Origin of the sequence: Marinobacter xestospongiae, from assembly GCF_023156385.1 — a bacterium.
In the GTDB taxonomy this organism is placed as follows: domain Bacteria; phylum Pseudomonadota; class Gammaproteobacteria; order Pseudomonadales; family Oleiphilaceae; genus Marinobacter; species Marinobacter xestospongiae.
The window spans coordinates 1-25,534 of record NZ_JAKZAK010000024.1 but is presented as its reverse complement, the minus strand read 5'-3'; the positions used below and the strand labels follow the sequence as shown (position 1 = coordinate 25,534).

Annotated in this window: 20 protein-coding genes; 12 read left to right on the top strand and 8 right to left on the bottom strand. The window is 57.9% G+C overall.

The annotated features are described in order from the left end of the window. The first annotated feature begins 10 nt into the window (after positions 1-10). Together ptsP and MLD24_RS16735 are read left to right on the top strand one after the other, a co-directional pair. Positions 11-2,311, top strand: coding sequence for a phosphoenolpyruvate--protein phosphotransferase (ptsP, locus tag MLD24_RS16740; RefSeq protein WP_248168159.1), 2,301 nt, complete (start codon positions 11-13; stop codon positions 2,309-2,311). 116 nt (positions 2,312-2,427) lie between these two features. Beyond that, positions 2,428-3,669 carry a patatin-like phospholipase family protein gene (locus MLD24_RS16735; protein ID WP_282450695.1) on the top strand — a complete coding sequence of 414 codons (1,242 nt, stop codon included), beginning with the start codon at positions 2,428-2,430 and terminating at the stop codon, positions 3,667-3,669. Between the two features lie 21 nt (positions 3,670-3,690). Here the strand turns inward: MLD24_RS16735 and MLD24_RS16730 are convergent, their stop codons facing one another. The 7 genes from MLD24_RS16730 to MLD24_RS16700 all read right to left on the bottom strand — a co-directional run bounded on the left by MLD24_RS16730 (position 3,691) and on the right by MLD24_RS16700 (position 12,916). Then, the gene (locus tag MLD24_RS16730) at positions 3,691-4,050 is read right to left on the bottom strand and encodes a gamma-butyrobetaine hydroxylase family protein (RefSeq protein ID WP_248168157.1); all 360 of its coding nucleotides are present in this window, start codon (positions 4,048-4,050) and stop codon (positions 3,691-3,693) included. A gap of 79 nt (positions 4,051-4,129) precedes the next feature. Further along, positions 4,130-5,461 (bottom strand): ATP-dependent protease ATPase subunit HslU, encoded by a 1,332-nt coding sequence (gene hslU / locus MLD24_RS16725; protein ID WP_248168155.1) that lies wholly within the window; start codon positions 5,459-5,461, stop codon positions 4,130-4,132. A gap of 14 nt (positions 5,462-5,475) precedes the next feature. Then, complete coding sequence (gene hslV, locus MLD24_RS16720; RefSeq protein WP_227172362.1) at positions 5,476-6,006, bottom strand: ATP-dependent protease subunit HslV; 531 nt, start codon at positions 6,004-6,006, stop codon at positions 5,476-5,478. Between the two features lie 109 nt (positions 6,007-6,115). Beyond that, on the bottom strand, positions 6,116-6,628 hold the full coding sequence (locus tag MLD24_RS16715) for an SPOR domain-containing protein (RefSeq protein WP_316974650.1): 513 nt from the start codon (positions 6,626-6,628) through the stop codon (positions 6,116-6,118). A 173-nt stretch (positions 6,629-6,801) separates the two neighbouring features. Further along, positions 6,802-8,487: an arginine--tRNA ligase gene (argS, locus tag MLD24_RS16710; protein ID WP_248168153.1), complete on the bottom strand. Its 1,686-nt coding sequence runs from the start codon at positions 8,485-8,487 to the stop codon at positions 6,802-6,804. A gap of 158 nt (positions 8,488-8,645) precedes the next feature. After that, positions 8,646-10,670 (bottom strand): Ig-like domain-containing protein, encoded by a 2,025-nt coding sequence (locus MLD24_RS16705; RefSeq protein ID WP_248168151.1) that lies wholly within the window; start codon positions 10,668-10,670, stop codon positions 8,646-8,648. A gap of 80 nt (positions 10,671-10,750) precedes the next feature. Then, the gene (locus tag MLD24_RS16700) at positions 10,751-12,916 is read right to left on the bottom strand and encodes a primosomal protein N' (protein ID WP_248168148.1); all 2,166 of its coding nucleotides are present in this window, start codon (positions 12,914-12,916) and stop codon (positions 10,751-10,753) included. A gap of 221 nt (positions 12,917-13,137) precedes the next feature. Between MLD24_RS16700 and rpmE the strand changes: the two genes are divergently transcribed. Further along, positions 13,138-13,359 carry a 50S ribosomal protein L31 gene (gene rpmE, locus MLD24_RS16695; RefSeq protein ID WP_227172354.1) on the top strand — a complete coding sequence of 74 codons (222 nt, stop codon included), beginning with the start codon at positions 13,138-13,140 and terminating at the stop codon, positions 13,357-13,359. A 308-nt stretch (positions 13,360-13,667) separates the two neighbouring features. Beyond that, positions 13,668-14,933: a malic enzyme-like NAD(P)-binding protein gene (locus MLD24_RS16690; protein WP_227172352.1), complete on the top strand. Its 1,266-nt coding sequence runs from the start codon at positions 13,668-13,670 to the stop codon at positions 14,931-14,933. 102 nt (positions 14,934-15,035) lie between these two features. Here the strand turns inward: MLD24_RS16690 and MLD24_RS16685 are convergent, their stop codons facing one another. Next, positions 15,036-17,474 (bottom strand): penicillin-binding protein 1A, encoded by a 2,439-nt coding sequence (locus tag MLD24_RS16685; RefSeq protein WP_425562313.1) that lies wholly within the window; start codon positions 17,472-17,474, stop codon positions 15,036-15,038. A gap of 185 nt (positions 17,475-17,659) precedes the next feature. Here MLD24_RS16685 and MLD24_RS16680 point away from each other — a divergent pair, with 185 nt between their 5' ends. The 8 genes from MLD24_RS16680 to MLD24_RS16645 all read left to right on the top strand — a co-directional run. After that, entirely contained in the window at positions 17,660-18,724 is a 1,065-nt protein-coding gene (locus MLD24_RS16680; RefSeq protein ID WP_248168145.1) for a type IV pilus assembly protein PilM, read from the top strand. After that, positions 18,724-19,287 (top strand): PilN domain-containing protein, encoded by a 564-nt coding sequence (locus MLD24_RS16675; protein WP_248168143.1) that lies wholly within the window; start codon positions 18,724-18,726, stop codon positions 19,285-19,287. The genes MLD24_RS16680 and MLD24_RS16675 overlap by 1 nt, the downstream gene beginning before the upstream one ends. Beyond that, positions 19,287-19,898 (top strand): type IV pilus inner membrane component PilO, encoded by a 612-nt coding sequence (locus MLD24_RS16670; protein ID WP_248168141.1) that lies wholly within the window; start codon positions 19,287-19,289, stop codon positions 19,896-19,898. Before MLD24_RS16675 ends, MLD24_RS16670 begins: the two co-directional genes overlap by 1 nt. Positions 19,899-19,900: 2 nt before the next feature. After that, positions 19,901-20,452: a pilus assembly protein PilP gene (locus tag MLD24_RS16665; RefSeq protein WP_248168139.1), complete on the top strand. Its 552-nt coding sequence runs from the start codon at positions 19,901-19,903 to the stop codon at positions 20,450-20,452. Between the two features lie 66 nt (positions 20,453-20,518). After that, a complete protein-coding gene (locus MLD24_RS16660; RefSeq protein ID WP_248168252.1) occupies positions 20,519-22,600 on the top strand; it encodes a type IV pilus secretin PilQ in 2,082 nt (693 codons plus the stop codon). 122 nt (positions 22,601-22,722) lie between these two features. Beyond that, positions 22,723-23,289: a shikimate kinase AroK gene (aroK, locus tag MLD24_RS16655; protein WP_227172344.1), complete on the top strand. Its 567-nt coding sequence runs from the start codon at positions 22,723-22,725 to the stop codon at positions 23,287-23,289. Beyond that, complete coding sequence (gene aroB, locus MLD24_RS16650) at positions 23,282-24,379, top strand: 3-dehydroquinate synthase (protein WP_248168137.1); 1,098 nt, start codon at positions 23,282-23,284, stop codon at positions 24,377-24,379. The genes aroK and aroB overlap by 8 nt, the downstream gene beginning before the upstream one ends. Before the next feature lie 38 nt (positions 24,380-24,417). Beyond that, a partial coding sequence (locus tag MLD24_RS16645) for an ATP-binding protein (protein ID WP_248168135.1) occupies positions 24,418-25,534 on the top strand: 1,117 nt, incomplete at its 3' end.

Here is a 25,534-nt window from a genome sequence, read left to right as displayed (position 1 = left end):
TGAGCCGGCGATGCTAGGCATACTGCGAAATCTGGTACAAGAAGTGAACAGCGCCCGAGACCTGCAGGAGGCGCTGGAGATCATTGTTTCGCGGGTGCAGAACGCCATGGAGACCGAGGTATGCTCGGTTTACCTGCTGGACCCGTCTTCCAACCGCTATATCCTGATGGCGACCGAAGGGCTCTACCGCGAAGCGGTGGGCAAGGTCAGCCTGGGTCACTCCGAAGGCTTGATCGGGCTGGTGGGGTCTCGTGAAGAGCCCATCAACCTCGAAGATGCCACCTCCCACCCCCGTTATCGCTATTTCCCGGAAACCGGTGAAGAACGCTTCCGATCGTTCCTGGGGGTGCCGATCATTCACCACCGCCGGGTACTGGGTGTGCTGGTGGTACAACAGCGCGAGAGTTCCCGCTGTTTCGACGAGGGCGAAGAAGCGTTCCTGGTCACGGTCTCCGCCCAGTTGGCGGGGGTGATTGCCCACAGTGAAGCGACCGGGGCGATCAGTGGCCTGTCCCTGACCGGCGAAGAGGCCCGAGATGTCAGTTTCAGCGGGGTTGCCGGCGCGCCTGGCGTCGCGATCGGCCAGGGCGTGGTGGTCTATCCCGCTGCCGATCTGGATGTGGTGCCGGAGAAGCAGACCGAAGACATCGATCAGGAACTGCAGCTGTTTGCCGGCGCAGTCACTGCGGTCCGCGAGGACATTGAGCGGGTGGCCCGGCGCCTGGCGTCCCAGTTGCGCCCGGAAGAACAGGCGCTGTTCGAGGTGTACCTGAGAATGCTGGGCGATAACGCCCTGCCGGCGGAAGTGAACAATCGCATCCGGGAAGGCTTGTGGGCCCAGGGCGCCCTGAAACAGGTAGTGCAGCAGTACGTGCGTCACTTCGAGATGATGGACGACCTGTACCTGCGGGAACGGGCGGTGGACATCCGTGATCTGGGACGGCGCCTCCTGTCCCACCTCCAGGAGGGTGACCAGCAGGAGCAGGATTATCCCGATCGCACCGTGCTGGTAAGCGAGGAACTGACCCCGGCGATGCTGGGCGAAGTGCCGCGGGAGCAGTTGGTGGGTCTGGTGTCGGTGCGTGGTTCCGGAAATTCCCACGTTGCCATCCTGGCTCGGGCCATGGGGGTCCCCACGGTCATGGGACTGGTGGATATTCCCGTCAACCAGCTCGATGGTAAGGAGCTGATCGTCGACGGTTTCGAGGGCCAGATCTACGCCACGCCGTCACCAGACCTGCGAGCCTTCTACCAGGAGATCTGCGACGAGGAGGACGAGCTGGTTCGTGGCCTGGAAGTGCTGCGGGACAAGCCTTGTGAGACCACCGATGGCCACCGGGTGTCGTTGCTGGTCAATACCGGGCTGATGACCGATGTCGTGCGGTCGCTCAGCCATGGCGCTGAAGGAATCGGACTCTACAGAACCGAAGTGCCGTTCATGATCAAGGACCGTTTCCCCTCCGAACAGGAACAGCGGGAGTACTACCGGGAGCAATTGGAGGCGTTTGCCCCCAACCCGGTCACCATGCGTACGCTCGACGTTGGTGGGGACAAGGCGCTGACCTACTTTCCAATCCAGGAAGAAAACCCGTTCCTGGGTTGGCGGGGTATCCGGGTGACGCTGGACCATCCGGAGATTTTCCTGGTCCAGGTCCGCGCAATGCTGAAGGCCAGCGAGGGGCTCAACAACCTCCAGATCATGCTGCCCATGGTCAGCAATATCTCGGAGGTGGAGGAGTCTCTGCACCTGATTTATCGGGTCTATCACGAAGTCCGGGAAGAGGGCTACGACATCCACATGCCCAAGGTAGGGGTGATGGTAGAGGTGCCAGCGGCGGTCTACCAGGTGCGGGAGCTGGCCGACCGGGTGGATTTCCTGTCCGTGGGCTCCAATGACCTGACCCAGTACCTGCTGGCGGTGGATCGCAACAACCCCAGGGTGGCCCAGCTGTACCACTCCTACCACCCGGCGGTGCTGCAGGCGCTGGTGCGGATTGCCCATGACGCCCACGCCGTAGGCAAGCCGGTCAGTATCTGTGGCGAACTGGCCGGGGACCCGGGTGGTGCCGTGTTGCTGATGGCCATGGGTTACGACGCCCTGTCGATGAACGCTGCGAGTTTGCCCAAGGTCAAATCCGTGCTGCGGAGCCTGAGTCGGGAATGGGCGGCGCAGCTGCTGGAAGACGTGCTGTTGCTGGATTCCCCCCACGTCATCAAGAGTTGTGTCGATCTGTCGCTGCGCAGTGCCGGCTTTGGTCGCTACTTGCGGCCGGGCCGAACCTCCGCCTCGGTGCTGCTGGAGCAGTCCTGATCCCCTGGCGCACCACGTCAGGGCGAAGTTGGCCCGCAAATAGGGTGTGCACTCTAAATGTGGCTGGTAAGGTTGATCGAGCAACTCTGCAACCGTAACCCTTTGGATGGACGGCGATGGTGGCAACAAGAACGGAAATCAAACCCAAGCCCCGCATCGGCCTGGCCTTGGGCGGCGGCGGTCCGCTTGGTGGTATCTATGAGATCGGCGCCCTGCGAGCCCTCGACGAGGCGCTGGATGGGCTGGATTTCAATGACGTTGATGTCTACGTAGGGGTCAACGCCGGTTCTTTTGTCGCTGCCAACCTGGCGAACCAGGTGACCACTGCCCAGTTGTGCCGGATCTTTGTGCGCAACGAGGCGGAAGTGCATCCGTTCCATCCCGATGTGTTTTATCGCCCGGCGTTGAAGGAAATAGGCCGCCGGCTGCTGTCGGTGCCGCGCCTGGTCACCACGGCGCTTTCCCGTTTCGTCAATAATCCCTACGATCAAAGCCTGCTGGAGGCTCTCACCATCCTGGCCCAGGCGGCGCCCTCCGGTCTGTTCGACAATGAAGGCCTGCACGACTATCTGCAGAGCGCTTTCACCATGCTGGGGCGAGCCAACGATTTTCGCCAACTCAAGCGCAGCCTCTACATCGTGGCGACAGACGTGGAAAGCACTGAAGCGGTTTGTTTCGGTGCGCCCGGCTTTGATCACGTCCCCATTTCCCGGGCAATCCAGGCAAGCACGGCGGCACCGGGCATCTACGTGCCGGTTTCCATTGACAGCCGCTATTACGTCGATGGCACATTGCGTAAGGCGTTGCATGCGTCGGTGGCGTTCGAAGATGGCGCCGACTTGGTGTTTGCGGTAAACCCCCAGGTACCGATTGATGCCAGTGCGGCGGTCCGCGCCGGGAGTATGAGTCCGGGCACCCTGACCCATTCCGGCATGCCCAACCTGTTGTCCCAGATGTTCCGCACCATGGTGTACTCGCGGATGCAGGCGGGCATTGCCCAGTACACCCGGGATTATCCCGACAAGGATCTGTTGCTGTTCGAGCCCACCCGGGACGACGCCAAATTGTTCTTTTCCAACGTATTCAGCTTCCAGTCCCGGCGTATGGTCTGTGAACATGCCTACCAGATGACCCGCCGTGACCTGCTGGCCCGGGCCGATGAGCTGGAACCCAAGCTGCTGCGCTATGGTATACGGTTACGCCGGGACCGGCTGGAGGATGAGCAGCGTACGATCAGCACCAGCCTGTATGGCGAGATGCTGCCGTTGTACGTGGCCAAGAAGCGGCAGAAGGGCCAGCGCTCGGTGATTGGCGCTGGTCTGGATGGTGTCTCCGATATGATTCAGAAGGCGCTGTAGCGTCCCAGCTGACCCGTCAGGTTATCGATCACGGCTGCCACCCTCGGCAGCCAGGCGCGCTAGGTAGCGTTGCCAGTACTGTTCCTGCTCCCGTCCCAGCTCCTGCAAATAGTCCCAGGTGAACAGTCCGGAATCGTGGCCATCGTCGAAACTCAGTTTCAGGGCGTAGTTGCCCACCATCTCCGCCTGGGTGATGGCGACGTCCCGCTTCCCGGTTTGCAGGACGCCAGGGCCCATGCCATGGCCGCGGACCTCGGCTGACGGAGAGTAGACCCGCAGCAGTTCGAAGGGCAGGGCAAGCTGATGGCCGTCGGCGTAGTGGAGTTCCAGCTGTCGGCTACGCTTGCGGATACGGATGTCGGTGGGACGTTGGTTGGTCACGGGATATGACTCCCTGAAGTTGGGGCGTGCAGATTGGGGCGGGCCTGGTGGCCCGCTCCCGTGCTGATTCGAGGCGCTATCAGAGGATGTAGCGACTCAGGTCCTGATCTTCCGCCAGGTCGCCGAGCTTCTCGTCCACGTAGGCGGCGGTGACTTCGAACGCTTCGGTTACGCTGTCGCCTGCGTCGAAGGAGAGGCTCTCCAGCAGTCGTTCCAGAACTGTATGGAGACGGCGGGCGCCGATGTTCTCGGTGCTCTCGTTCACCTTCCAGGCCACTTCCGCCAGGCGTGCGATTGCCTCATCGGTGAACTTCAGGCTGACACCTTCGGTGCCCAGCAGCGCTTCGTACTGTTGCACCAGGGAGGCGTCCGGCTCAGTGAGGATGCGTTTGAAGTCCTCCGGCGTCAGGGCTTCCAGTTCCACCCGGATCGGCAGCCGGCCCTGAAGCTCGGGAATCAGGTCTGAGGGCTTGGACAGGTGGAACGCGCCGGAAGCGATAAACAGAATATGATCGGTGCGCACCGATCCAAATTTGGTGCTCACCGTGCTGCCTTCAATCAGCGGCAGCAGGTCACGCTGGACCCCTTCCCGGGAGACGTCGGTCGAGGCATTCTCTGAGCGCTTGGCCACCTTGTCGATTTCGTCGAGAAAGACGATGCCATTCTGCTCCACCGCCTGGATCGCCTTCTGCTTGATCTCTTCTTCGTTGACCAGCTTGGCCGCTTCCTCGTCTTTCGCCCGCTTGAGGGCGTCAGACACTTTCAGTTTGCGGGTCTTGCGGCGTTCTGAGGACATGCTGGAGAACATGTTCTGCAACTGGGAGGTCATCTCCTCCATGCCCGGGGGCGCCATGATTTCAACGCCGGCGCTGCTGTTCGCCAGATTGATCTCGATTTCCTTGTCATCCAGCTCGCCCTCGCGCAGTTTCTTGCGGAACAGTTGGCGAGTGGAGGAGTCGTTGCCGCTGCGGTTGCTGTCTTCCTGGAAATCCCGGGCCGGTGGCAGCAAGGCGTCGAGGATGCGCTCCTCCGCAGCATCCAGCGCCTGGTTTTCGTGGCGCTTCATTTCCTTTTCACGCAGCATCTTAACGGCGGCGTCCACCAGGTCGCGAATGATGGATTCGACGTCACGGCCAACGTAGCCAACCTCAGTGAACTTGGTGGCTTCCACTTTCAGGAAAGGCGCGTCGGCGAGCTTGGCCAGGCGACGGGCAATCTCGGTCTTGCCGACGCCGGTGGGGCCAATCATCAGAATGTTCTTGGGGGTAATCTCGTCGCGAAGGTCTGCATCGAGCTGCATCCGACGCCAGCGATTGCGCAAGGCAATGGCCACCGCCCGTTTGGCCTCGGCCTGGCCAACGATGTGTTTGTTGAGTTCGTGGACAATCTCACGGGGAGTCATGGCTGACATGGTGTGGCTCCGGCTCAGTTGTTGGTGGCCAGCACTTCCAGGGTGCGGTTGTGGTTGGTGTAGATGCAGATGTCGGCGGCGATATCCAGGCCTTTCTCGACTATGTCCCTGGCACCGAGCTCGGTGTTTTCCAGCAGTGCGCGGCTGGCTGCCTGGGCAAAGGCGCCCCCGGAGCCGATTGCAATCAGGCCCTGTTCCGGCTCAATAACATCGCCATTGCCGGTGATGATCAGGGAAGCGGTCTTGTCGGCAACCGCCAGCAGGGCTTCCAGTCGTCGCAGGGCGCGGTCGGTCCGCCAGTCCTTGGCCAGTTCGACGGCAGCCCGGGTGAGATTACCCTGGTGTTTTTCCAGCTGGGCTTCGAAGCGTTCAAACAGGGTGAAGGCATCCGCGGTGCCGCCGGCAAATCCGGCCAGTACCTGGCCGTTATACAGTCGCCGTACCTTGCGCGCGTTTCCCTTCATGACGGTGTTGCCCAGGGATACCTGGCCATCGCCGCCCATGGCAACTTCGTCATCGCGCCGTACGGAAAGAATCGTAGTCATGTTGGCTCCCTTTGCCGGGGTGAAAAGCAGTTCCGGGAGTTATGGAGGCAACACCGCGAATTTCAAGCCGAGGCGTGGATTTGTCGGGGGCAATTGGCCCGGGGAGGGCTTAGCCCTCCTTGGGAATCTTTCGCACCAGCGGTTGGATGTTGATCGACACCAGCTTGTCCAGCGCGGCGTTCATCTTGGTGCGGGACGTGAACGGGCCAACGTTGACGCGGTACCAGGTGGAGCCACTGTCCAGATCGATCCGGCTCACCTGGGCCCGCATACCCTGGAAGGCAATCTGGGCCCGCTGGCGTTCGGCGTCCTCGGGCTTGCGGAAGGAACCGGTCTGGACCAGATAGTCGTACTGCTGGCGGGCGGGGCCGGGCGCATACTCTTCCACATCCGGCGGCACCACCTCGGAGTCTGGCAGCATTTCGTAGAACCGGAAGCTTTGCGGTTCCTCCTGCTGACGTGGCTTGGCTGGCTCGGTGGTCGCCGGTTTGGCAGCAGCGGGCGCCGAAGGGACTGCCGTGGCCTTTGGCGGCGCGCTGGTCGTGGCGGGATCAATGCTGTTGAGGTAAACAATAAAGCCAATGAATCCGCCGACGGCGGCCAGTGACAGTATCCAGCGCACAGAGAGTCCTCCCGATTGGCGGTGGCCGGGTGAAGGTTTCGCGGGGGGCTTGCGAGCCTTGCCCGATTTGCCGCCGCCGGAGGTTGGCGACGGCTTGGGGCGATTTTTCCTGGCGTAGTCTCGCGACATGCGGATGGGTCTCGGTTATCAGCGTACGCTGGCCTGGCGGAGGGTTACATCTCCTCCGGGGCGCTGACGCCCAACAGCTCCAGCCCGTTGGCGATGACCTGCCGAATCGCCAGGTAGAGGCTGAGGCGGGCGTCCCGCAGTTCGACATCCTCCACCAGCGCTTTGTGGGCGTTGTAGTAGGTGTGGAACTGGCCGGCCAGATCGCGCAGGTAGTGCGTCAGGTGATGCGGCTCGCGGGTGGCGGCGCTGTTGGCGATCAGCTCCGGATAACGCGCCAGCTGGTTGGCCAGCTCTTTCTCTTCGTCCAGGGTCAGCCGGGCGAGATCACCCTGGCACTGGTTCCGGCCGCGCTCAACGCCGTCGGCGGCAAGCTTGCGAAGCACACTGCAGATCCGTGCATGCGCATACTGGATGTAGTAGACCGGGTTTTCATTGGTCTGGGAGCGGGCCAGGTCGATATCGAAGGTCAATTGGGAATCCACCCGGCGTGCCGCCAGGAAGAAACGGGTGGCGTCCCGGCCAACCTCATCAATGAGGTCCCGCAGGGTGACGTAGCTGCCGGCGCGCTTGGAGATTTTGACCTCCTGGCCGGAGCGGGTCACCATCACCATCTGATGCAGTACATAATCCGGCCAGCCCTGGGGAATATCGGCCTTGAGAGCCTGGAGGCCGGCGCGGACACGGGTAACCGTTGAGTGGTGGTCTGCACCCTGTTCGTTGATAACGGTGGTAAAGCCGCGCTGCCATTTGTCCAGGTGGTAGGCGACATCCGGGAGGAAGTAGGTGTACCCACCGTCTTTCTTGCGCATTACCCTGTCTTTGTCATCGCCGAACTCGGTGGTGCGCAGCCACAGGGCGCTATCCTGTTCGTAGGTGTAGCCGTTGGCGGTCAGGCGCTCCACGGTGGCCTCGACTTTGCCTTCCTGGTAAAGCGAAGACTCCAGGAAATAGACGTCGAATTCGACACCGAAGGCTTTCAGGTCGAGGTCCTGCTCCCGCCGCAGGTAGGCAACGGCGAACTCGCGGATGGCGTCCAGGTCGTCGGCATCGGCCTTGGCCGTGACTTCACGGTCATCGGCGGTCACGGTGTTGCCTGCCAGGTAAGCCTTGGCTACGTCGACAATGTAATCACCCCGGTAACCATCGGCTGGCCAGTTGCTATCGTCCGGGGTCAAGCCCTTGACTCGTGCCTGTACTGACAGCGCCAGGTTGTTGATCTGGGCGCCGGCGTCGTTGTAGTAAAACTCCCGGGTAACGTTGTAGCCGCTTGCTTCCAGCAGCCGACACAGACAATCCCCAATCGCCGCACCACGACCATGGCCAACATGGAGAGGGCCAGTGGGGTTGGCGGAGACAAACTCCACCTGTACCGATTCGCCCTTGCCGTTCTGGTTGCGACCGTACTCACCGGCCTGCTCCAGAATGGTTTCCACCACGCTGAATGCGCTCGCGGTGCTCATGAAGAAGTTGATGAACCCCGGGCCTGCAATTTCGACCTTGTCGACGGCCCGGCTCTGCGGCAGGCGTTCCACCAGGGCTTCCGCCAATTGTCGCGGCGCACAGCCTGCGGCCTTGGCTGCTACCAGGGCGATGTTGCAGGCGTAATCGCCGTGGGATTTGTCCTTGGTGTTGCCAACCTGGGGCGAGAACGTCTGCTCCGCAGGCAGGGTGCCTTCGGATTGCAGGGTCGCCAGGGCAGATGAGAGCAGCTCAGTAACGGTGTCTTTCATGCGATCGGAAGCTCAATTCAACGAAGTGACTTTGAAGTCTGGGCGAATAACCGCCGGGGGTTGATTCAAAGGGGAAGGGCGTATTATCGCGGAAAGGGGGGGGAGACTCAATCGTGAGAGGCTAGGAGGATTCTCCCTCCTAGCCAATCATTAGTGACTTAGTTCGGATTCGAACAGCTTCTTGCGTTTCCGTACAGGCTATATTTGCCGCCAGGTGCTTCAACATCAGTGTCATTAAGGTCATCAGCGAGACAAGAAAGGTAGAATTCCGAGGTTTCTACACTCTCTGTTCCTTCTACCCGCACAGTTGCAGTAAGTCGGACTCTGACCCAAGTACAATGGCTCTGCGGGTAAACCAAGTCGAAAGTGGCTGTTCCGTCAGACTCTGTGTTTACTCGGGGGGTGTTGGTCGATGCCGAGTTGGTTGGCTCCAGCGACCCGCTGCCATTAAAGTCCTCTCCAGCATCCAGAACTCCATTGCCATTGCTGTCCTCAGCGGCACATTCCACAGGATTCAGGGGTTCCAAAGGTTCTCCACTGGCTTCGGCAGCATCCCTTTCTGCTTGTGTTGGTGTGGCGATAGGAACCCAGCCATCTGTAGTAGCGAGATACTCGCCTTTTCTATACCTCACAGGAAGCACGCTGAGCTCAACTTCTGCTCCATCAATTGGTGCGCCGTTTGAGTCGGTTACAACTGCTAGATAGGACTTGATGTAGCGTACCGTATCAGGCTCTTCAATTTGGTTGCCGGTACCAATAGCAAGACGCAGTGCCTGCTTTGCCACCGTCAAGTTCACTTGGTCTGAGATGTTTGTGCCAACGTTAGCTATGATTGTTACACCGTCGCGTCCACTACCAGTCCCTCCACCAGTGTAGATTACCCGTGCCTTACCTTGAGAATCCGTAACATCGGTGCTTGTAGATAGTGAGCCATTGCTGCCATCCTCTTTGATCTGGAAGGTAACAACTTGATTTTTAACGAGATTGTTTTCCGGGTCGCGAACCGTGGCAATGACTTCGGTGCTTTCGCCTAGTCCGACTTGAGTTTTTGTCGCTTGTAGATTTAGCGTGTCTGGTGTAGTGGCGACAAACTCAATCATGACATTGGTTGACAGTCCTGAAGTTTGATCAGTTGCCGTAATCGTTGACGGTCCTGCATTCGCTGAGCGGACCTGAATAGAGGCTTGGCCATTGGCCACTTGGGCCAATCCATTGGTCGGAGACAGCGTACCTCGTGTGGCTGAGAAAGAGACAATCCGGCCATCTGCTACGGGCGTTCCATTCTCAAGCCATCTCATCGTGATCGTTTGAGGAGTGTTCAGCAGCACTTCGGTGTTGGCAGCAGGGGAGACGATTTCAAACTGGTCGCTGGAAATCGAGATGGTCTTCGCTGCCGAGACAGTTGCGTCACCACTGAATGCGCTCGCGCGCAGTGTATCGGTCCCGCCGGTCGTGCCAGCGTTCAGGGTTACATCGATAGTGCCGTTGGCATCCGTGGTAAGTGAAGACGTCTCCAGTTGGCTGTTGCTGGAAAGATTGACAGCCTGGTTGGCGATGCCATTTCCATCTGAGTCGGTTAGCTGAATTCGGTAAGAGGCTGAGTCACCAAAAGCAATAGATGATGGGCCGGAGATTGAAAGGGCCGTGCCGGATATCTCAATATCTACCGAATCACTTAGGCGGCCCGCTATCGCTTTCACTTCTACAGTACGGTTACGAGGGTCGCCGGTTGGAGATAGCGTCGCAATTGCCGTTCCCGATTCGTCCGTTGTGCCGCGCTCAACCTGTAGGGTGCCAGCGTTGGTTGAGGAAAACTCAACGTCTACGCCGTTCATCAATACCCCTTTATTATCCTTGACTAAGACAGTCAGGTCCGATGTCGATGCTTCCGAACTTCCAATGCTGACAGGAGAGGCCAGTAATTGAATGCTGCCGACATCTGGCTGGTCACCATCACCGTTACCTGGCCCACCGTTCAACGGTGAAGAGCCATCTCCCCCACCGCAGGCCGCCAAAAACAGCGTCAGCGAGAAGGCCGACGCACGCGCAAGGAATTTCCCTGACATCATTGTTTCTCCACTTTCCGAATTTCGGCTATACATTTCACGCATTCCCTGCACGAGAACCGCAAATTGAGGCAGTTTAGCAAGAGTGCCACTTAGTTTGCTGAAATCATAGCACATGGCCTGCCTGGCCAAGTGCCTAGCTCGTCTAACTTAAGAAAAAATTTGTAACCAATTTTTTGACGCTGCTGTTGCGGCCGTCAGGCGGTTTCCTGAGGGTCCACGTCGATCTGCCAGCGGAAGTCGCGGCTGGTGCGCAACTGTTCGGCCTGCTGGCATGCCGCCTTCAGCGCCTCGCGGATGCCCCGGCGTTGCTCACACAATACAACTAACTGGGCCCGGTGTCGCTTCGCTTTTCGGGCGATAAGGGCCGGCAGTGGGCCCCAGACTTCCAGGGCGTCCTGCGTCAGGGTGTTTCTTATTTGATCAAGGAAGGCGAGGCTTTCTGACATTTCCGGTGCTTCCGCACGGATGATTGCCATGGGGCGGAACGGCGGTAGTTGGGCGGTTTCCCGCTCGCCCAGCAGCTGCCGGGCGATGTCCAGATAACGACCCTGTTGTAGCGAGTTCAGAAGCGGATGATCACTGTGGCAGGTCTGTACCAGTACCGTGCCCGGGTCGCGACTGCGGCCCGCGCGACCACTCACCTGCAACAGGGTCTGTATCAGTTGTTCGGGGGCGCGAAAGTCGATACTGAACAGGCCGCCATCCGCATTGACCACCACCACCAGGGTGACTTTCGGGAAGTCATGGCCCTTGGCCAGCATCTGGGTGCCGACCAGGATGCAGGGATCGCCGCTGTTTACCCGTTCCAGAATGGACTGGATGCTGCCTTTGCGCTGGGTGCTGTCGCGGTCGACCCGGATGACCGGCACATCGGGAAACAGGCTGGTCAAGGTGTCTTCAGTGCGTTCGGTGCCCTGGCCGATGGGCTTGAAGGCCTCGCTCTGGCAACTCGGGCAAACCGTCGGTGCCGCCTGCTGGTAATCGCAGTGGTGGCAGCGCAGGGCGCGATCCCGCTGATGGTAGGTCAGCCGGCTGTCGCAATCGGGGCACTCCATCAGGTGGCCGCAGTCAAAACACATCATGACCGGGGCGTACCCGCGGCGATTGACGAACACCAGAGCCTGCTGACCGCTATCAAGGCAACGGCGGATGGCGCTTAGCGCTGGCTGTGACACGCCGCCCTCTAGGGGGCGGCTGCGGATGTCCAGCAAGCGGACCTTCGGGGCGGTGGCGCTGCCAACCCGTTGTTCCAGTCGTGCCAGGCCGTATTTGCCGTTCTGCGTGTTGGCATAGGATTCCAGTGAGGGCGTGGCCGAACCGAGGATGACCGGGCATTGGTTCAGGTGTCCGCGGAACACCGCCAGATCCCGGCCGGAATAACGAAAGCCTTCCCCCTGTTTGTAGGAGCTGTCGTGTTCTTCGTCCACGATCAGGGTTTGCAGCTTAATAAAAGGAAGGAGTACCGCCGACCGGGTGCCGATCACGATCACCGGCTTGCCCTCGCGGATTCTCAGCCAGGTTGCCAATCGCTGTCCGTCATTCAGGGCGGAGTGCCAGACCTCAATACGGTCACCGAAATACTGCCGGAAGCGGGCAACCGTCTGGGGGGTGAGGTTGATCTCGGGGACCAGTACCAGTGCCTGGTCGTCTGCCGTCAGGTTATTTTGCAGGTAATGCAGATAGAGCTCGGTCTTGCCGCTGCCAGTCACGCCGTAGAGCAGGGTGCAGTGAAACTTCCCGTCTACTGGAGGCAGTTTTGCAAACGCCAGTTGCTGAGCTTCAGTCAGTGGGGGCAGCGGGGGTGTCAGGGGGGCCGAGTCGGTGCGTTCCGGCGGCTCGCATTCTGTGACCAGCTCTTTTTCCGCCAGCCCTTTGAGCTGGGATCTTGAAAAGCCGGCGGCGAGCACATCCCGGGTTGCTTGTGGTTTGCCCTCGCCGCCAAGCCAATCCAGTAGGGCCTGCTGGCGGTGAGCCTGCTTAGGCAAAGAGTGCTCTCGCCCGGAGAGTTGCCAGAACGTTTCCTTCGGCAGCGCCGCGGGTTGCCCCCTTCGCAGTGCCGGAGGCAGGGCCATGAACAGGCTCTCTCCAAGCGGATGTTGATAGTAGTCCGCAGCCCAGGTCAGCAATTTGAGGGTTTCAGCGGGCAGTGCTGGCCAGGGCTCCAGTGCCCGGTTGATGGGCTTGAGCTGTATGTTGGCCGGCGGCGTCACATTGGTGTCCACCACCAGGCCGGTAGCGAACTGTCGGCCAAAGGGAATCTGGACTCGCTGACCGGGCTCGATACGACAACCATCGGGAATCTGGTAATCGAACAGGCGTCTTAGTGGGCGGTTAAGGGCTATGCGGGCAGTGGCGGTCACGTGGGCTCCAGGAGAGCGGGGCGATGTCGCTCCAGTTACGGCTAGTGCCTATACTGAGCACGTAAGGCAGACCGCTGGAGTGGTTGCCTTGACTTGCGGATGCAAGTAAGATTCGCGGTCTGTTCGGCCGGCGCTTGATTGTGCCCGGTCTTTTCAATGGATTCAAATGCGGTGCCTGGCAGCTTGATCAGGTAGCGGCATTGCCTATTTAGAGGTTCGCCATGAAAGAAGGTATTCATCCCAAGTACGCCGACATTACCGCTACCTGCAGCTGCGGTAACGTCATCAAGACCCGTTCCACCATCGGTCAGGATCTGCAGCTGGACGTTTGCTCCCAGTGCCACCCGTTCTACACCGGCAAGCAGAAGGTTATGGACACCGGTGGTCGTATCGACCGTTTCCAGAAGCGTTTCGGTGGTCGTATCGGCGGCAAGAAAGCCTGACCGAAAAACGGATCGTGAAAAGCGCCCTTCGGGGCGCTTTTTTTATGCATTTTTCAAACCCGAATGCGCGGGCGAAAATGGCACAGCGGGTGGTTGATTTGTGTTCAGTGGGCCCTTGTTTGCGTGTGGGGATCGCGCCATAATGGCGCGCTCCGTTGGGCTTGGGGCCTGGCGGAGGTTTATTGAGAGTATACTGGGCCCGGCTCCCGAGAGCTGTCGTCACCGTATAACACTGATTGAAACAGTGGGGTGGCAGGCCTGAAACAACGTATCTCCGTCCTTTTAACGTGACAAACGGAACAGTGGCAATGTCTCAAGATCTGAAAACAGCAGCCCTTGAATATCACGCCCACCCGCGGCCTGGTAAGCTGAGTGTTGAAATCACCAAAGCGACCCAGACTTCCCGCGACCTGTCGTTGGCGTACAGTCCCGGGGTTGCCGAGCCGGTCCGCGAGATCGCAAAAGACCCAGAGAACGCCTACAAATACACAGCCAAGGGCAACCTGGTGGCGGTTATCTCTGACGGCTCCGCGATTCTGGGGCTTGGCAATCTTGGCCCTCTGGCGAGCAAGCCGGTAATGGAAGGAAAGGGCGTCCTGTTCAAGCGCTTTGCCGGTATTGATGTGTTTGATATCGAGGTTGACTCCGAGAGTCCCCAGGCGTTCATTGAGACGGTTGAGCGTATTGCCGATACCTTCGGCGGTATTAACCTGGAAGACATCAAGGCACCGGAATGCTTCGAAATCGAGCGTGCCCTGATCGAAAAGTGCAACGTGCCAATCTTCCACGATGACCAGCACGGCACCGCCATCGTAACGGCGGCGGGGATGATCAACGCTCTGGAGCTCCAGGGCAAGAAGATCGAAGAAGCCAAGGTGGTTTGTCTGGGCGCGGGCGCTGCGGCGATCGCCTGTATGAAGCTGCTGATCAGCTGCGGTATCCAGTCCGAAAACATCTTCATGTTGGACCGCAAGGGTGTGATCCACTCTGGCCGTGATGACTTGAATCAGTACAAAGCGATGTTCGCCAACGAGACGGATCGTCGTACCCTTGACGATGCAATTGATGGCGCGGACGTATTCCTGGGGCTTTCCGGTCCGGATCTGCTGTCGGCTGACCAGCTGAAGAAAATGGCGCCAAACCCGATCGTGTTTGCCTGTTCCAACCCGGACCCGGAAATCAGTCCGGAAGTTGCCCTGGCGGCCCGGGATGATCTGATCATGGCTACCGGTCGTTCAGACTATCCCAACCAGGTAAACAACGTACTGGGCTTCCCCTTCATTTTCCGTGGTGCGCTGGACGTGCGTGCAACCGCAATCAACGAGGAAATGAAAGTGGCGGCGGTTAACGCCATCCGTGAGCTGGCCAAAGAGCCGGTGCCGCAGGAAATCTGCGAAGCCTATGGCGTCGAGAACTTCGAGTTTGGCAAGGAATACATCATTCCGAAGCCGATGGATGTGCGACTGCTGGAAGTTGTGCCTGCTGCTGTTGCGCGTGCAGCCGTGGACTCCGGCGTTGCTCGTAATGCTTATCCTGAGCATTACCCGCTCAAGTCTATGGACGACATCAAGTAATCGGCTACAGCAGCGATTGCAAAAAAACCGGCGACCTTTGGGTCGCCGGTTTTTTTGTGTCCTACATCTGCGGACGGAAAGGCTGGTGCGGAGCTGTTCTGGTTAGAACAGTTCCTGAGGCAGGTGGTTGCCATTACCGTGGCTGCCGTTGACTGTTTCCAGGGGCGGCGGTGCATTCTCCTCGCGGAAAACCTCAAAGACCGCGCCTTCCTGACCGGGCAGCGCCCGTTGTCCGGTTCTGGGGTCGATGCGTACGCTGACCAGCCCGTTGGGCTGAGGCATAAAGGCACTGGGCGTGTCCTCGAGCGCCACTTTCATGTACTCGAGCCACACGGGCAGGGCGGTGGAGCCGCCGTACTCACCCCGTCCCATGGGCGTGGGCTGATCATAGCCGAGCCAAACTGTTGTGGCGATGCGATGGTTGAAGCCGGAGAACCAGGTGTCCCGCTGATCATTGGTAGTGCCCGTTTTGCCGGCAATGTCGCTGCGTCCCAACGCCAGTGCGCGACGACCGGTGCCGCGACGGACCACGTCCCGCATCATCGAGTGCAGCAGATAAACCGCTTTCGGGTCGGCCAGCTGCTGGGCGTAGCGAATGCCGGGGTGTTCAGGGTCATGTTCCGGGCAGCGCCAGTTGCAGTGAACCACCTCGGGGGCCAGATACACCACCTTGCCCTGACCATCTTTAACCTGCTGAATCAAGTAAGGGGTGACGTCATAGCCGCCATTAGCAATGACCGCAAACCCTCTGGCGACATCCAGCGGGGTCAGAAGCCCGCTGCCAAGCGCCAGCGACAGGTCCCGTTGCATATTGCCGGTGGGGATTCTCAGTTGCTCCAGGAAATTCATGGTGGTGTCGATGCCAAGGTCCCTGAGCAGTCGAATTGAAACCAGGTTCCGGGAGCGGTAAAGGGCTTCTCGAAGGCGGGTGGGGCCATAGAACTGCCCGGAGGAATTCTTTGGGCGCCAGGCGGAGGCCAGTTGATCGTCATCAAAGACGATCGGGGCGTCGTTAAAGACGGTGGCCGGGCTCATGCCGTTTTCCAGGGCGGCCAGGTACAAGAATGGTTTGAAGGCGGAACCTGGTTGCCGGGTGGCCTGGATCGCGCGATTGTACTTTGACTGGCCAAAGCTGTAGCCGCCGGAGAGGGCTTCGATGGCGCCGGTCTCCGCTTCCAGTGAAATCAGTGCGCCCTGAACTTCCGGGAGTTGCGCCAAAGCAACCGTCGGCTTGTTGGGCCTTGTTTGTGATCTGCTGTCATCTGCCGTTGCCTCTGGCGCAGTGGTTGCTCTGACTTCTTTTACGTAAATCACGTCGCCGGCTGAGACGACATCGGAAGGTTTGGATGGCTTGGGACCGGTGTAGTTGACGGTGCGGTGGCGGCTGGCCCAAGTCATGGTATCCATGGCCAGGGTGGCGGCGCCCAGGCCGCGGACCAGAAGGTGAGCCTGATTGTCTTCATCATTGACCTGCTGGACCAGGGCCGGGGACAGGTCTTCTATGCGGGGGTAATTGCTCAGTTCGGCCAGCAGGGTGGCTTCAGGCTGGCTTGGGTCCTCAATGGTGCCGATCGGTCCGCGGTAGCCGTGCCGTTCCTCGTAGGCTTCCAGGCCGTTTCTCAGGGCCTCTGTTGCGGTCTGTTGTTTGCGACTGTCCACCGTCAGCGTCACTACATAGCCGTCCGTGTAGGCGGCGTCGCCGAAGCGCTTGACCATTTCAGCGCGGGCCATCTCCGCGACGTAGTCCGCGTCGACCTCGGTTGCCGGCGCGTTATAGCTGGCGGTCAGCTCGGCGTTGCTGGCCAGCTGGTAGGCGTCTTTAGAGATGTAGCCCAGCTCTTGCATGCGGCCCAGAATCCAGTTGCGGCGAATGCGTGCCCGCTCCGGATTGACCAGAGGGTTGTAGGCGGACGGCGCTTTGGGCAGGCCGGCGAGCATGGCCATCTGCGCGAGGCTGAGTTCCTCCACCTTTTTGTCGTAGTAGACCTGGGCGGCGGCCTGAAGTCCGTAGGCCCGGTTGCCCAGATAGATCTTGTTCAGATAGAGCTCCAGGATCTCGTTTTTCTCAAGTTCACGCTCGATCTGAACAGCGAGCAGTATCTCGTTGAACTTGCGGATAAAGGTTCGGTCGCGTGACAAAAAGTAATTTTTTGCAACCTGCATGGTGATGGTACTGCCCCCGGATTGGATGTGGCCGGTGGTGACCAATTCAACCGCAGCCCGCAGCAGGCCTTTGAAGTCGACGCCCATGTGGCTGTAAAAGTTGGAATCCTCAGCCGCCAGGAACGCATGTAACTGAATTGTTGGTATCTGTTCGATTGTGATGGGTGCCCTTCTCTTTTCACCGAATTCTGCTATTAATCTCTCGTCTGCGCTGTAGACCCGCAACGGAGTTTGAAGTTTGATGTCCGCAAGCTGTTCCACTTCCGGAAGGCCAGGCCTCAGATAGAGGTAGAAGCTGGCAGCCATGATTGCTGATGCGCTGAGCCCAAGCAAAAACAGCCAGGTGAGAGATCGGGAGATTCGGAGTAATCGGGACATTTTTTTCTGACAACTGTTGGATATAGGTCTATCATTTGAGAAATTGCTTTAGGATGAGAACGCTCTCTCTCCGGTACAATTCGTCCCAAGGAAGAAGAGATCGCATTGTAGACGGAAACAGACAGAAATTCTCTAAATTAAAAGATACGTAACCGGGTGCATCTAGCCAGGTATAGGGTGAGCGCGTGTTCGGATTGTTTGGAAAAAAATCCAGTGCAGTACTGGGTGTCGATATTAGCTCCAGCTCGGTGAAGCTGATTGAACTCTCTAGGCAGGGAGATCGCTTCAAAGTCGAGAGCTACGCCGTTGAGCCGCTCCCGGCTAATGCGGTGGTGGAAAAGAACATCACCGACGTGGAAGCTGTGGGGGAGGCCATCAAGAAGGTGGCTTCCAAGTCCCGCACCAGCGTCAAGCAGACAGCAGTGGCGGTGTCCGGTTCTGCTGTGATCACTAAAGTGATCCAGATGAACGGTGGCCTCAACGAGTTTGAGATGGAAGACCAGATTGCCCTCGAGGCAGATCAATACATTCCATACCCGCTGGACGAAGTGGCGATTGATTTTGAAGTGCAGGGGCCGTCTGAGAGTAACCCGGACCAGGTGGACGTTCTGCTGGCAGCTTGCCGGAAAGAGAATGTGGATGTTCGTGAGGATGCTCTGGATATCGCCTCTCTGACCACCAAAGTTGTGGACGTGGAAGCCTACGCACTGGAGCGTGCTTACACGCTGATCGAGTCACAGCTCGACACCCATGGTGAGGAGTTGGTAGTGGCTGTGGTGGACATAGGCGCCACGATGACCACACTGAGCGTGTTGGCGGATGGACAGACCGTGTATACCCGCGAGCAGATTTTTGGTGGCAAACAGCTGACCGAGGAAATCCAGCGCCGTTATGGACTGTCTCTGGAAGAGGCCGGGCTTGCCAAGAAGCAGGGTGGCCTGCCCGATGATTACGAGACGGAAGTGTTGACACCGTTTCGTGAGGCGGTGGTGCAGCAGGTCGCTAGGGCCTTGCAGTTCTTCTTCGGTGCAAGCCAGTACAATGCCGTGGACTACGTGGTCCTGGCTGGTGGTACTGCTTCGATTCAGGGGCTGACAGAAATGGTGGAAGAGAAGACGAACACGCCGACTCTGGTGGCCAACCCGTTTGCGGATATGGCGGTAGGCTCTCGGGTCAATGCATCTGCACTCGGCAATGACGCGCCGTCGCTGATGATTGCTTGCGGCTTGGCAATGAGGAGCTTTGACTGATGGCAAAGATTAACCTCAGACCTTGGCGTGAGGAACTGCGGGCGGAGAAGCAGCAGCAGTTTGTGGTGATGATTGTTGGGGCGGCTGTCTTGGCTGTCGGCTTGGCTTTTCTTTGGAAGTCGGATATGGAAAATCGGATTGCTTACCAGCAGTCCCGTAACGCTTATATTGAAACGGCGATGAAAGACTTGGACTCCCAGATCAAGGAGATCGAGGACCTAAAGCGTAAGCGGGACGAGCTACTTGCTCGAATGAAGGTGATCCAGGATCTTCAGGGTAAGCGTCCTGTTATTGTTCGAGTTTTTGATGAGCTGGTTCAAACGCTACCGGATGGTGTCTTCTACAGTGACTTGGTTCGACAGGGCGATACGTTGAAGTTGGCTGGAATGGCTGAATCTAACAGTCGAGTTTCAGGGCTCATGCGTGCTTTTGATGAGTCTGAGTGGTTTACAGCTCCAAGCCTCTCAAATGTTTCGGCTGCTGACAGCGAGCGTGCTGGTTATAGCCGCTTTAATCTTTCTGTTAAACAGCAAGCGCCGAGTGATGATGGGGGGGCAAAATAATGAGCTTGGCAGACTCCCTGAAAAGTATTAATGAGTTTGATGTCAATGATTTGGACTTCAATAATGCCGGGATTTGGCCCGCTCCGGTTAAGTTAATTGTTGCCCTGTTAGTTTTTGGATTGATTCTGGGCGGCGGCTATTGGTTTTTTGTCAAGGATCAGTTCGCAAGGTTGGAGCAGGTAAAGTCTGCAGAGGTAGAACTGAAGCAGCAGTACGAAAGTAAGGCCTATAAAGTGGCAAACCTTCAGGTTTTCAAAAACCAGATGGCCGAGATGGAGGAGACGTTTTCGGCGTTGGTGCAGCAGTTGCCAAGTGATACCGAGGTTCCAGGGTTGCTAGAGGATATAACCAATACTGCACTGGGTAGTGGTTTGTCTTTGCAGGAAGTTAAGTTGCAGCCTGAACAACAGCGTGACTTTTATGCCGAGCTGCCTATTAATATACAAGTTTCTGGTTCGTATCATGAATTGGCTACCTTTGTAAGTAGTGTTGCAGCTCTTCCGCGGATTGTTACTTTGCATGATTTGACCATAAAACCGATTGGTGGTGACGGGGAAGAACTTGGAATGCAGGTTACCGCTCGCACCTACCGCTACCGAGCGGGAGATTGAGCATGGAATTTAGTCGTCTGGGAAAGCTAGTGTCTGGTGTGATTTTGGCCTCCACATTGGCTGCTTGTTCTGATAGTGCTGGGTTCGGCGACCTAGATCGTTTTATGGATGAGACACGCTCAAAGCCTCGAGGGTACGTAGAGCCGTTGCCTGAATTCAAAGCTTATGAAGCTTTCAATTATACTTCGTCAGACAGACGCTCTCCGTTTGAGGTGCCTGTGGATGTCCAGTTGACGATGACTGAGAGGCAGGAGCCTCAATCAAATATAGAGCCCGATTTGGATCGCCCAAGAGAGGTGCTTGAAAACTACGGCCTGAATGAACTTGAGATGGTCGGTACGCTCAGCGGCTTGGATGGGGATCAGTTTGCCCTGATCTCAGATAGTGAAGGCGGAATTCACAGAGTGAAAGCTGGCAATTACATCGGTACCAACTATGGTCGGATTATAGGTGTCAGTGAAAGTCGGATCGAATTGATAGAGATCGTTCCTAACGGCCGGGGAGGCTGGGTAGAGAGGCCCCGTTCCCTGTCACTAGATCAAAGCGAGGGCTAGGGAGCGGCAGCAATGAATAGACAGGAATCAATGTACGCAATTTTCAGTTTGGGGTCGAGGCTCGCGATGTTCAGAAAACTCAACGTATTTGCCGGTGCAGTAACGCTCGGACTGGTGTCTGGCCTGGCACAAGCGGTTACTCTGGAAGATGTCTCGTTTTCGGCGCTTCCCGGAGAGCAGACGGAGGTTACTCTTCAGTTTGATGGAGAGCCTCCCGAGCCATCAGGCTATACGATCGAGAGTCCTGCCAGAATCGCGATCGATTTAAAAGATACTGATAGCGGTCTGGGCTCGCGTACATTGTCGCTCGGTAACGGTAATGCTCGAAGCATGACGGTCGTAGAGACGAAAGATCGGACCCGACTCATTTTTAATTTGGTTGAATTGCGCCCATATCGGGCGACTCGAAATGATAGCTCTCTTGTTTTGGTGATCGGGGGGGGGGACAGTAGCCTAGGAGAGGTCGCCTCAACTGCCAGCGTTGCGGGCGCGTCGGCGGGAGTGCCGTTATCTGAAGGTCCCGATGGTGACATGGGTCTTTCTGGTGTGGACTTTCGTCGTGGAGAAAATGGAGAGGGGAGGATAGTCGTTGATCTAGGGGCATCTAACCGCTCAGTGGATCTATCGGAGCTTGGAGGGAAAATTAAGCTCTCGATTGCGAATACTGAGGTGCCGGAGCAGCTTCGTCGCAGGCTTGATGTTACTGACTTTGCGACGCCGGTAACCCGTGTGGACACATACTCTGAGGGTGATGCGGCGGTTGTCGAAATTCGCCCCCAAGGCGACTACGACTATATTGCCTATCAATCAGGCAAAGAGTTTGTGGTTAGCGTCGAACAGCTGACCGAAGAAGAAGCTCAGTCTCGCCGTGAAGAAAAGTTTCCATATTCTGGCGAGAAGCTATCCCTGAACTTTCAGAATATTGAGGTACGCTCTGTACTCCAGTTAATTGCGGACTTCACCGGGCTGAATCTTGTAGCTAGTGATACAGTGACAGGGAGTATTACTCTGCGGCTTCAGAACGTACCCTGGGATCAAGCGTTGGACCTGATCTTGAAAACCAAAGGACTGGATAAGCGACAAATTGGAAATGTATTGCTTGTAGCTCCCGCTGATGAAATTGCGGCCAGGGAAAAGCTTGAACTGGAAACCAATAAGCAGATTGCCGAATTGGCGCCAGTGCGCCTGGATATAATTCAGGTCAATTACGCGAAAGCTGCTGATATAGTTGCTCTGATCAGCGAAGATGAAGAACTAATATCTGAAAGAGGCTTTATTTCTTCAGATGTGCGAACTAATACTATTAGTGTCAGGGAAACCGCTGAGAAGCTTGAAGAGATTCGCCGATTAATTGGCACTTGGGATATTCCCGTTAGACAAGTGTCTATTGAAGCTAGGATTGTTCGGGCAGAAACCAACGTCGCCGAGAATCTCGGGATTCGCTGGGGGGGGGCTGCCTATGATGTTAGTGGCGATAGTATAGTGTCTATTGGCGGGTCGCTTGGTACTGTAGAAGAAGCTCGCCAAGCCGCCAGTGGTGGTGCAGGAACGATTACATTTCCTGGCGCATTGGGGGTCGATCTAGGTGTCTCCGGCGATGGCGCGTCATCCTTTGCGATAGGCTTTGGCAGCAGCGACTTCCTGGTTGATATGGAGATCTCTGCCCTGGCTTCTGATGGTAAGGCCGAAGTGGTTTCCCAGCCTCGGGTTGTAACCGCTGATCGGCAGACTGCGAAAATCAAGTCTGGCGAAGAGATTCCTTATCAGGAGGCTTCATCCAGCGGTGCGACCTCGGTTTCTTTCAAGGAGGCAGCGCTGTCTTTGGAAGTTACTCCGCAGATTACCCCGGATGACAAGGTCATCATGGATCTTACCGTAAACCAGGATTCCCGGGGCGAGGTAACGGCCGGCATCCCTTCAATCAATACCAATGAGGTGACAACTCAGGTACTGGTTGGCAATGGGGAAACGGTTGTGCTTGGCGGTATTTTTCAGTCTGAGACAGCGACGACCACAACCAAGACACCATTCCTGGGGGATATCCCATACTTGGGTCGCTTGTTCAAGCGAACTGTTCAGACCGATGAACGCAGCGAGCTCCTCATCTTCATCACCCCGAAGATTATGAAGAACGACCTCATCCGCTGATGATAAAAGCCGCCAATCCTGGCGGCTTTTTTCTTTTCTGTGCCTGCCCATTGGTTAGCAGCGTTATACAAAATTTCGCCCTGTGCTATTCTCACCCGCCGAATGTGGTGAGAGCGAGAGTCATGGCGTTGCCGAAGCGAGTAGTTCTAGTGGGCCCGATGGGTGCGGGAAAAAGCACCATTGGCCGATTGCTGGCCCGGGAAATGGGGTATCGTTTCCTGGACTCCGATCGTATGATCGAGGAACGGTGCGGAGCCAACATTCCGTGGATTTTTGATGTCGAGGGCGAGCAGGGGTTTCGTCAGCGGGAATCGTCGATGCTGGCAGAACTGGCGGAGCAGGACGGCACGGTTCTGGCGACGGGGGGCGGTGCAGTCATGGCGCCCGGCAATCACAGCCTGCTCAAGCATCGGGCCGTTGTGGTGTACCTCTGCACATCCATCGAACAACAGGTTGAGCGGACCCGGAAGGATCGCAATCGACCTCTGCTGCAGAACGATAATCCCGAGGCGGTGCTGCGAGACCTGTTTGCCCTTCGAGACCCTATTTATCGCAAACTCGCCGATATTGTCATGCTGACGGATAAAAAGAGCCCTCGCCTGGTGGTTCGTCAGTTGATGAACAAACTCAATCCCAGAACTCCGCGTCATCGTCGTCAGGTAAAAAAGGAAGTGAGAAAGAATGACTGAGTCAAAGCAGCAGCTGCAGGTTGATTTGGGCGATCGCAGTTACCCTATTCTGATCGGCGATGGTCTGCTGGGGGTGAGTGATCTGGGGCGCTACGTTGCAGGCAATCAGGTAATGATTGTCACGAATGAGACCGTCGCGCCGCTGTACCTTGACGCTGCGCGACGCTGTTTTGCGGGCAAGGCGGTGGATACTGTAATCCTTTCGGATGGTGAGCGTTACAAGGATTGGGAAACCCTGAACCGGATTTTCGATGCGCTGCTCGAGCGTCGACACTCCCGTAAGACCACATTGGTGGCTCTGGGCGGCGGTGTGGTTGGTGACATGACGGGCTTTGCTGCGGCGTCCTACCAGAGGGGAGTGCCTTTTATCCAGATCCCCACCACCTTGCTCTCTCAGGTGGACTCGTCGGTGGGTGGCAAGACCGGCATCAATCACCCGCTGGGCAAGAACATGATTGGTGCGTTTCATCAGCCAGAGGTGGTGCTGATCGATACCCGGACGCTGGCGACATTGCCCCCGCGGGAAGTCTCAGCGGGACTGGCTGAGGTCATCAAGTACGGGCTGATTCGAGATGTCGAGTTTTTGGCCTGGCTGGAATCCGAGATGGATCGTTTGATGGGGTTGGACTCTGTGGCCCTTGCTGAGGCGATTTACCGCTCTTGCGCCTGCAAGGCAGAGGTGGTCGCGCAGGATGAGCGTGAGGGAGGCTTGCGGGCTATCCTCAATCTTGGTCATACCTTCGGCCATGCCATCGAGACGTTCGCCGGCTACGGCAATTGGCTACACGGTGAAGCGGTGGGGAGCGGCATGGTGATGGCTGCGGACCTGTCACGCCGGATGGGTATGATTTCCCCGGAAGACGATGATCGGGTTCGGCGGCTGGTGCAAAAAGCCGGACTGCCCACGACGGTACCAGGGGGAATGACCCCGGACGATTTCAGGACACTGATGGCCGTGGACAAGAAGAACGTCGACGGCAGTCTTCGCCTGGTACTGATGCGCGCTCTGGGGGACGCCGTGGTAACCGCTGACATTGATGCCGATGCCTTGCAGCAAACCCTCCTTTCGTTCTGCCAAACAGCTGACTGACAGACAGGTGCCTGGGGATGACGTCCGGTGACAAGGGTATGAACGGACTGGAAACCGGTGGCTTGTTTGCCCGGTTGCAGGACCGCTATGGCCTGAGCGACGATCCTCTGGCCATCGAGGCCCCTTTCTATGGCGAGGCTCGCCGCCAGCATGCGTTGGAGACCCTGCGTCATTTATGTGGGTTCGGCGATCTAGCTCTCGCGGTGGTCGGTGCCAGAGGTTCCGGAAAGACCCGGCTGCTCGCCGAGTTGGTTCGCAGTGAATCCGGTCGTCTTGACTTTCACTACCTGGAAGCCGCCGCACTGACCGGCGACGAGGCTCTGGTTCGCCATCTCCTTGCCATTTCCCGCCAACCACTCGAGCAGTTTACCGACGTAACGACCGCGTTATCCGGGTTCTTCCAGTGGACTGAAGCCGCCACCCGAAAGGGGCGCCGACAGGTGCTGCTGCTGGACAATGCCGACCAGGTGCCCTCCCCATTGCTCAAGCGATTGCTGCACAGTTTTCGGGCTGCCGATGCCTCCCTCGCTGCGGTTCCGGTTTTGACCGGCGGAGAGGCCCTGCTCGCCAACCTGGGGGCAAATGAAGCTGGAACTGGCGTGGAAGGTGACGTCGCTGGCCTGCACCTGCTGCGCCTGCCGCCACTTACACCGGCGGACATCAAGGCGTTTCTCTCGCCGCGTCTGGTTCGTGTGGGTGGTGATCCCGACAGTCTGCTTTCCGGTAGCAAGCTGGATCAATTGGCTGAGTTGAGCCAGGGCAGCTTTGGGCGACTTAAGCGCGTGGCCCCCGCGATCTGGCTTGATATGGCGCAGCCGCGCTGGCCTTCGCCGTTTGGACTGCCGGGGCTTGGGGCTTTGCGCTGGAGTGCGTTGGCGCTGCTGTTGTTGGGCGTGTCCTGGTGGCTGGTGTCCCGGCAGTATGATCAGGTGATGTCTGAAGACGTCGTTTCAGAGCCCGTACCGGAGCCTGTCCGTCGAAGCATTACCCTGGGGCCGGATAACCCGAATGCGCTGTCGCTTGAGGCGACAGAAGAGCCTGCGCCCTTGACGACAAAAGCGTCTCCCCCGGAAACTGATCCAGAGCCAGAGCCAGAGCCAGAGCCAGAGCCAGAGCCAGAGCCAGAGCCAGAGCCAGAGCCAGAGCCAGAGCCAG

Bases quoted from the DNA above. Each gene is read 5' to 3' on its own strand.
- ptsP (WP_248168159.1), top strand. From the start codon at position 11: ATGCTAGGCATACTGCGAAATCTGGTACAAGAAGTGAACAGCGCCCGA.
- MLD24_RS16735 (WP_282450695.1), top strand. From the start codon at position 2,428: ATGGTGGCAACAAGAACGGAAATCAAACCCAAGCCCCGCATCGGCCTG.
- hslU (WP_248168155.1), bottom strand. From the start codon at position 5,461: ATGTCAGCCATGACTCCCCGTGAGATTGTCCACGAACTCAACAAACAC.
- hslV (WP_227172362.1), bottom strand. From the start codon at position 6,006: ATGACTACGATTCTTTCCGTACGGCGCGATGACGAAGTTGCCATGGGC.
- argS (WP_248168153.1), bottom strand. From the start codon at position 8,487: ATGAAAGACACCGTTACTGAGCTGCTCTCATCTGCCCTGGCGACCCTG.
- MLD24_RS16705 (WP_248168151.1), bottom strand. From the start codon at position 10,670: ATGTGCTATGATTTCAGCAAACTAAGTGGCACTCTTGCTAAACTGCCT.
- rpmE (WP_227172354.1), top strand. From the start codon at position 13,138: ATGAAAGAAGGTATTCATCCCAAGTACGCCGACATTACCGCTACCTGC.
- MLD24_RS16690 (WP_227172352.1), top strand. From the start codon at position 13,668: ATGTCTCAAGATCTGAAAACAGCAGCCCTTGAATATCACGCCCACCCG.
- MLD24_RS16685 (WP_425562313.1), bottom strand. From the start codon at position 17,474: ATGTCCCGATTACTCCGAATCTCCCGATCTCTCACCTGGCTGTTTTTG.
- MLD24_RS16675 (WP_248168143.1), top strand. From the start codon at position 18,724: ATGGCAAAGATTAACCTCAGACCTTGGCGTGAGGAACTGCGGGCGGAG.
- MLD24_RS16670 (WP_248168141.1), top strand. From the start codon at position 19,287: ATGAGCTTGGCAGACTCCCTGAAAAGTATTAATGAGTTTGATGTCAAT.
- MLD24_RS16665 (WP_248168139.1), top strand. From the start codon at position 19,901: ATGGAATTTAGTCGTCTGGGAAAGCTAGTGTCTGGTGTGATTTTGGCC.
- MLD24_RS16660 (WP_248168252.1), top strand. From the start codon at position 20,519: ATGTTCAGAAAACTCAACGTATTTGCCGGTGCAGTAACGCTCGGACTG.
- aroK (WP_227172344.1), top strand. From the start codon at position 22,723: ATGGCGTTGCCGAAGCGAGTAGTTCTAGTGGGCCCGATGGGTGCGGGA.
- aroB (WP_248168137.1), top strand. From the start codon at position 23,282: ATGACTGAGTCAAAGCAGCAGCTGCAGGTTGATTTGGGCGATCGCAGT.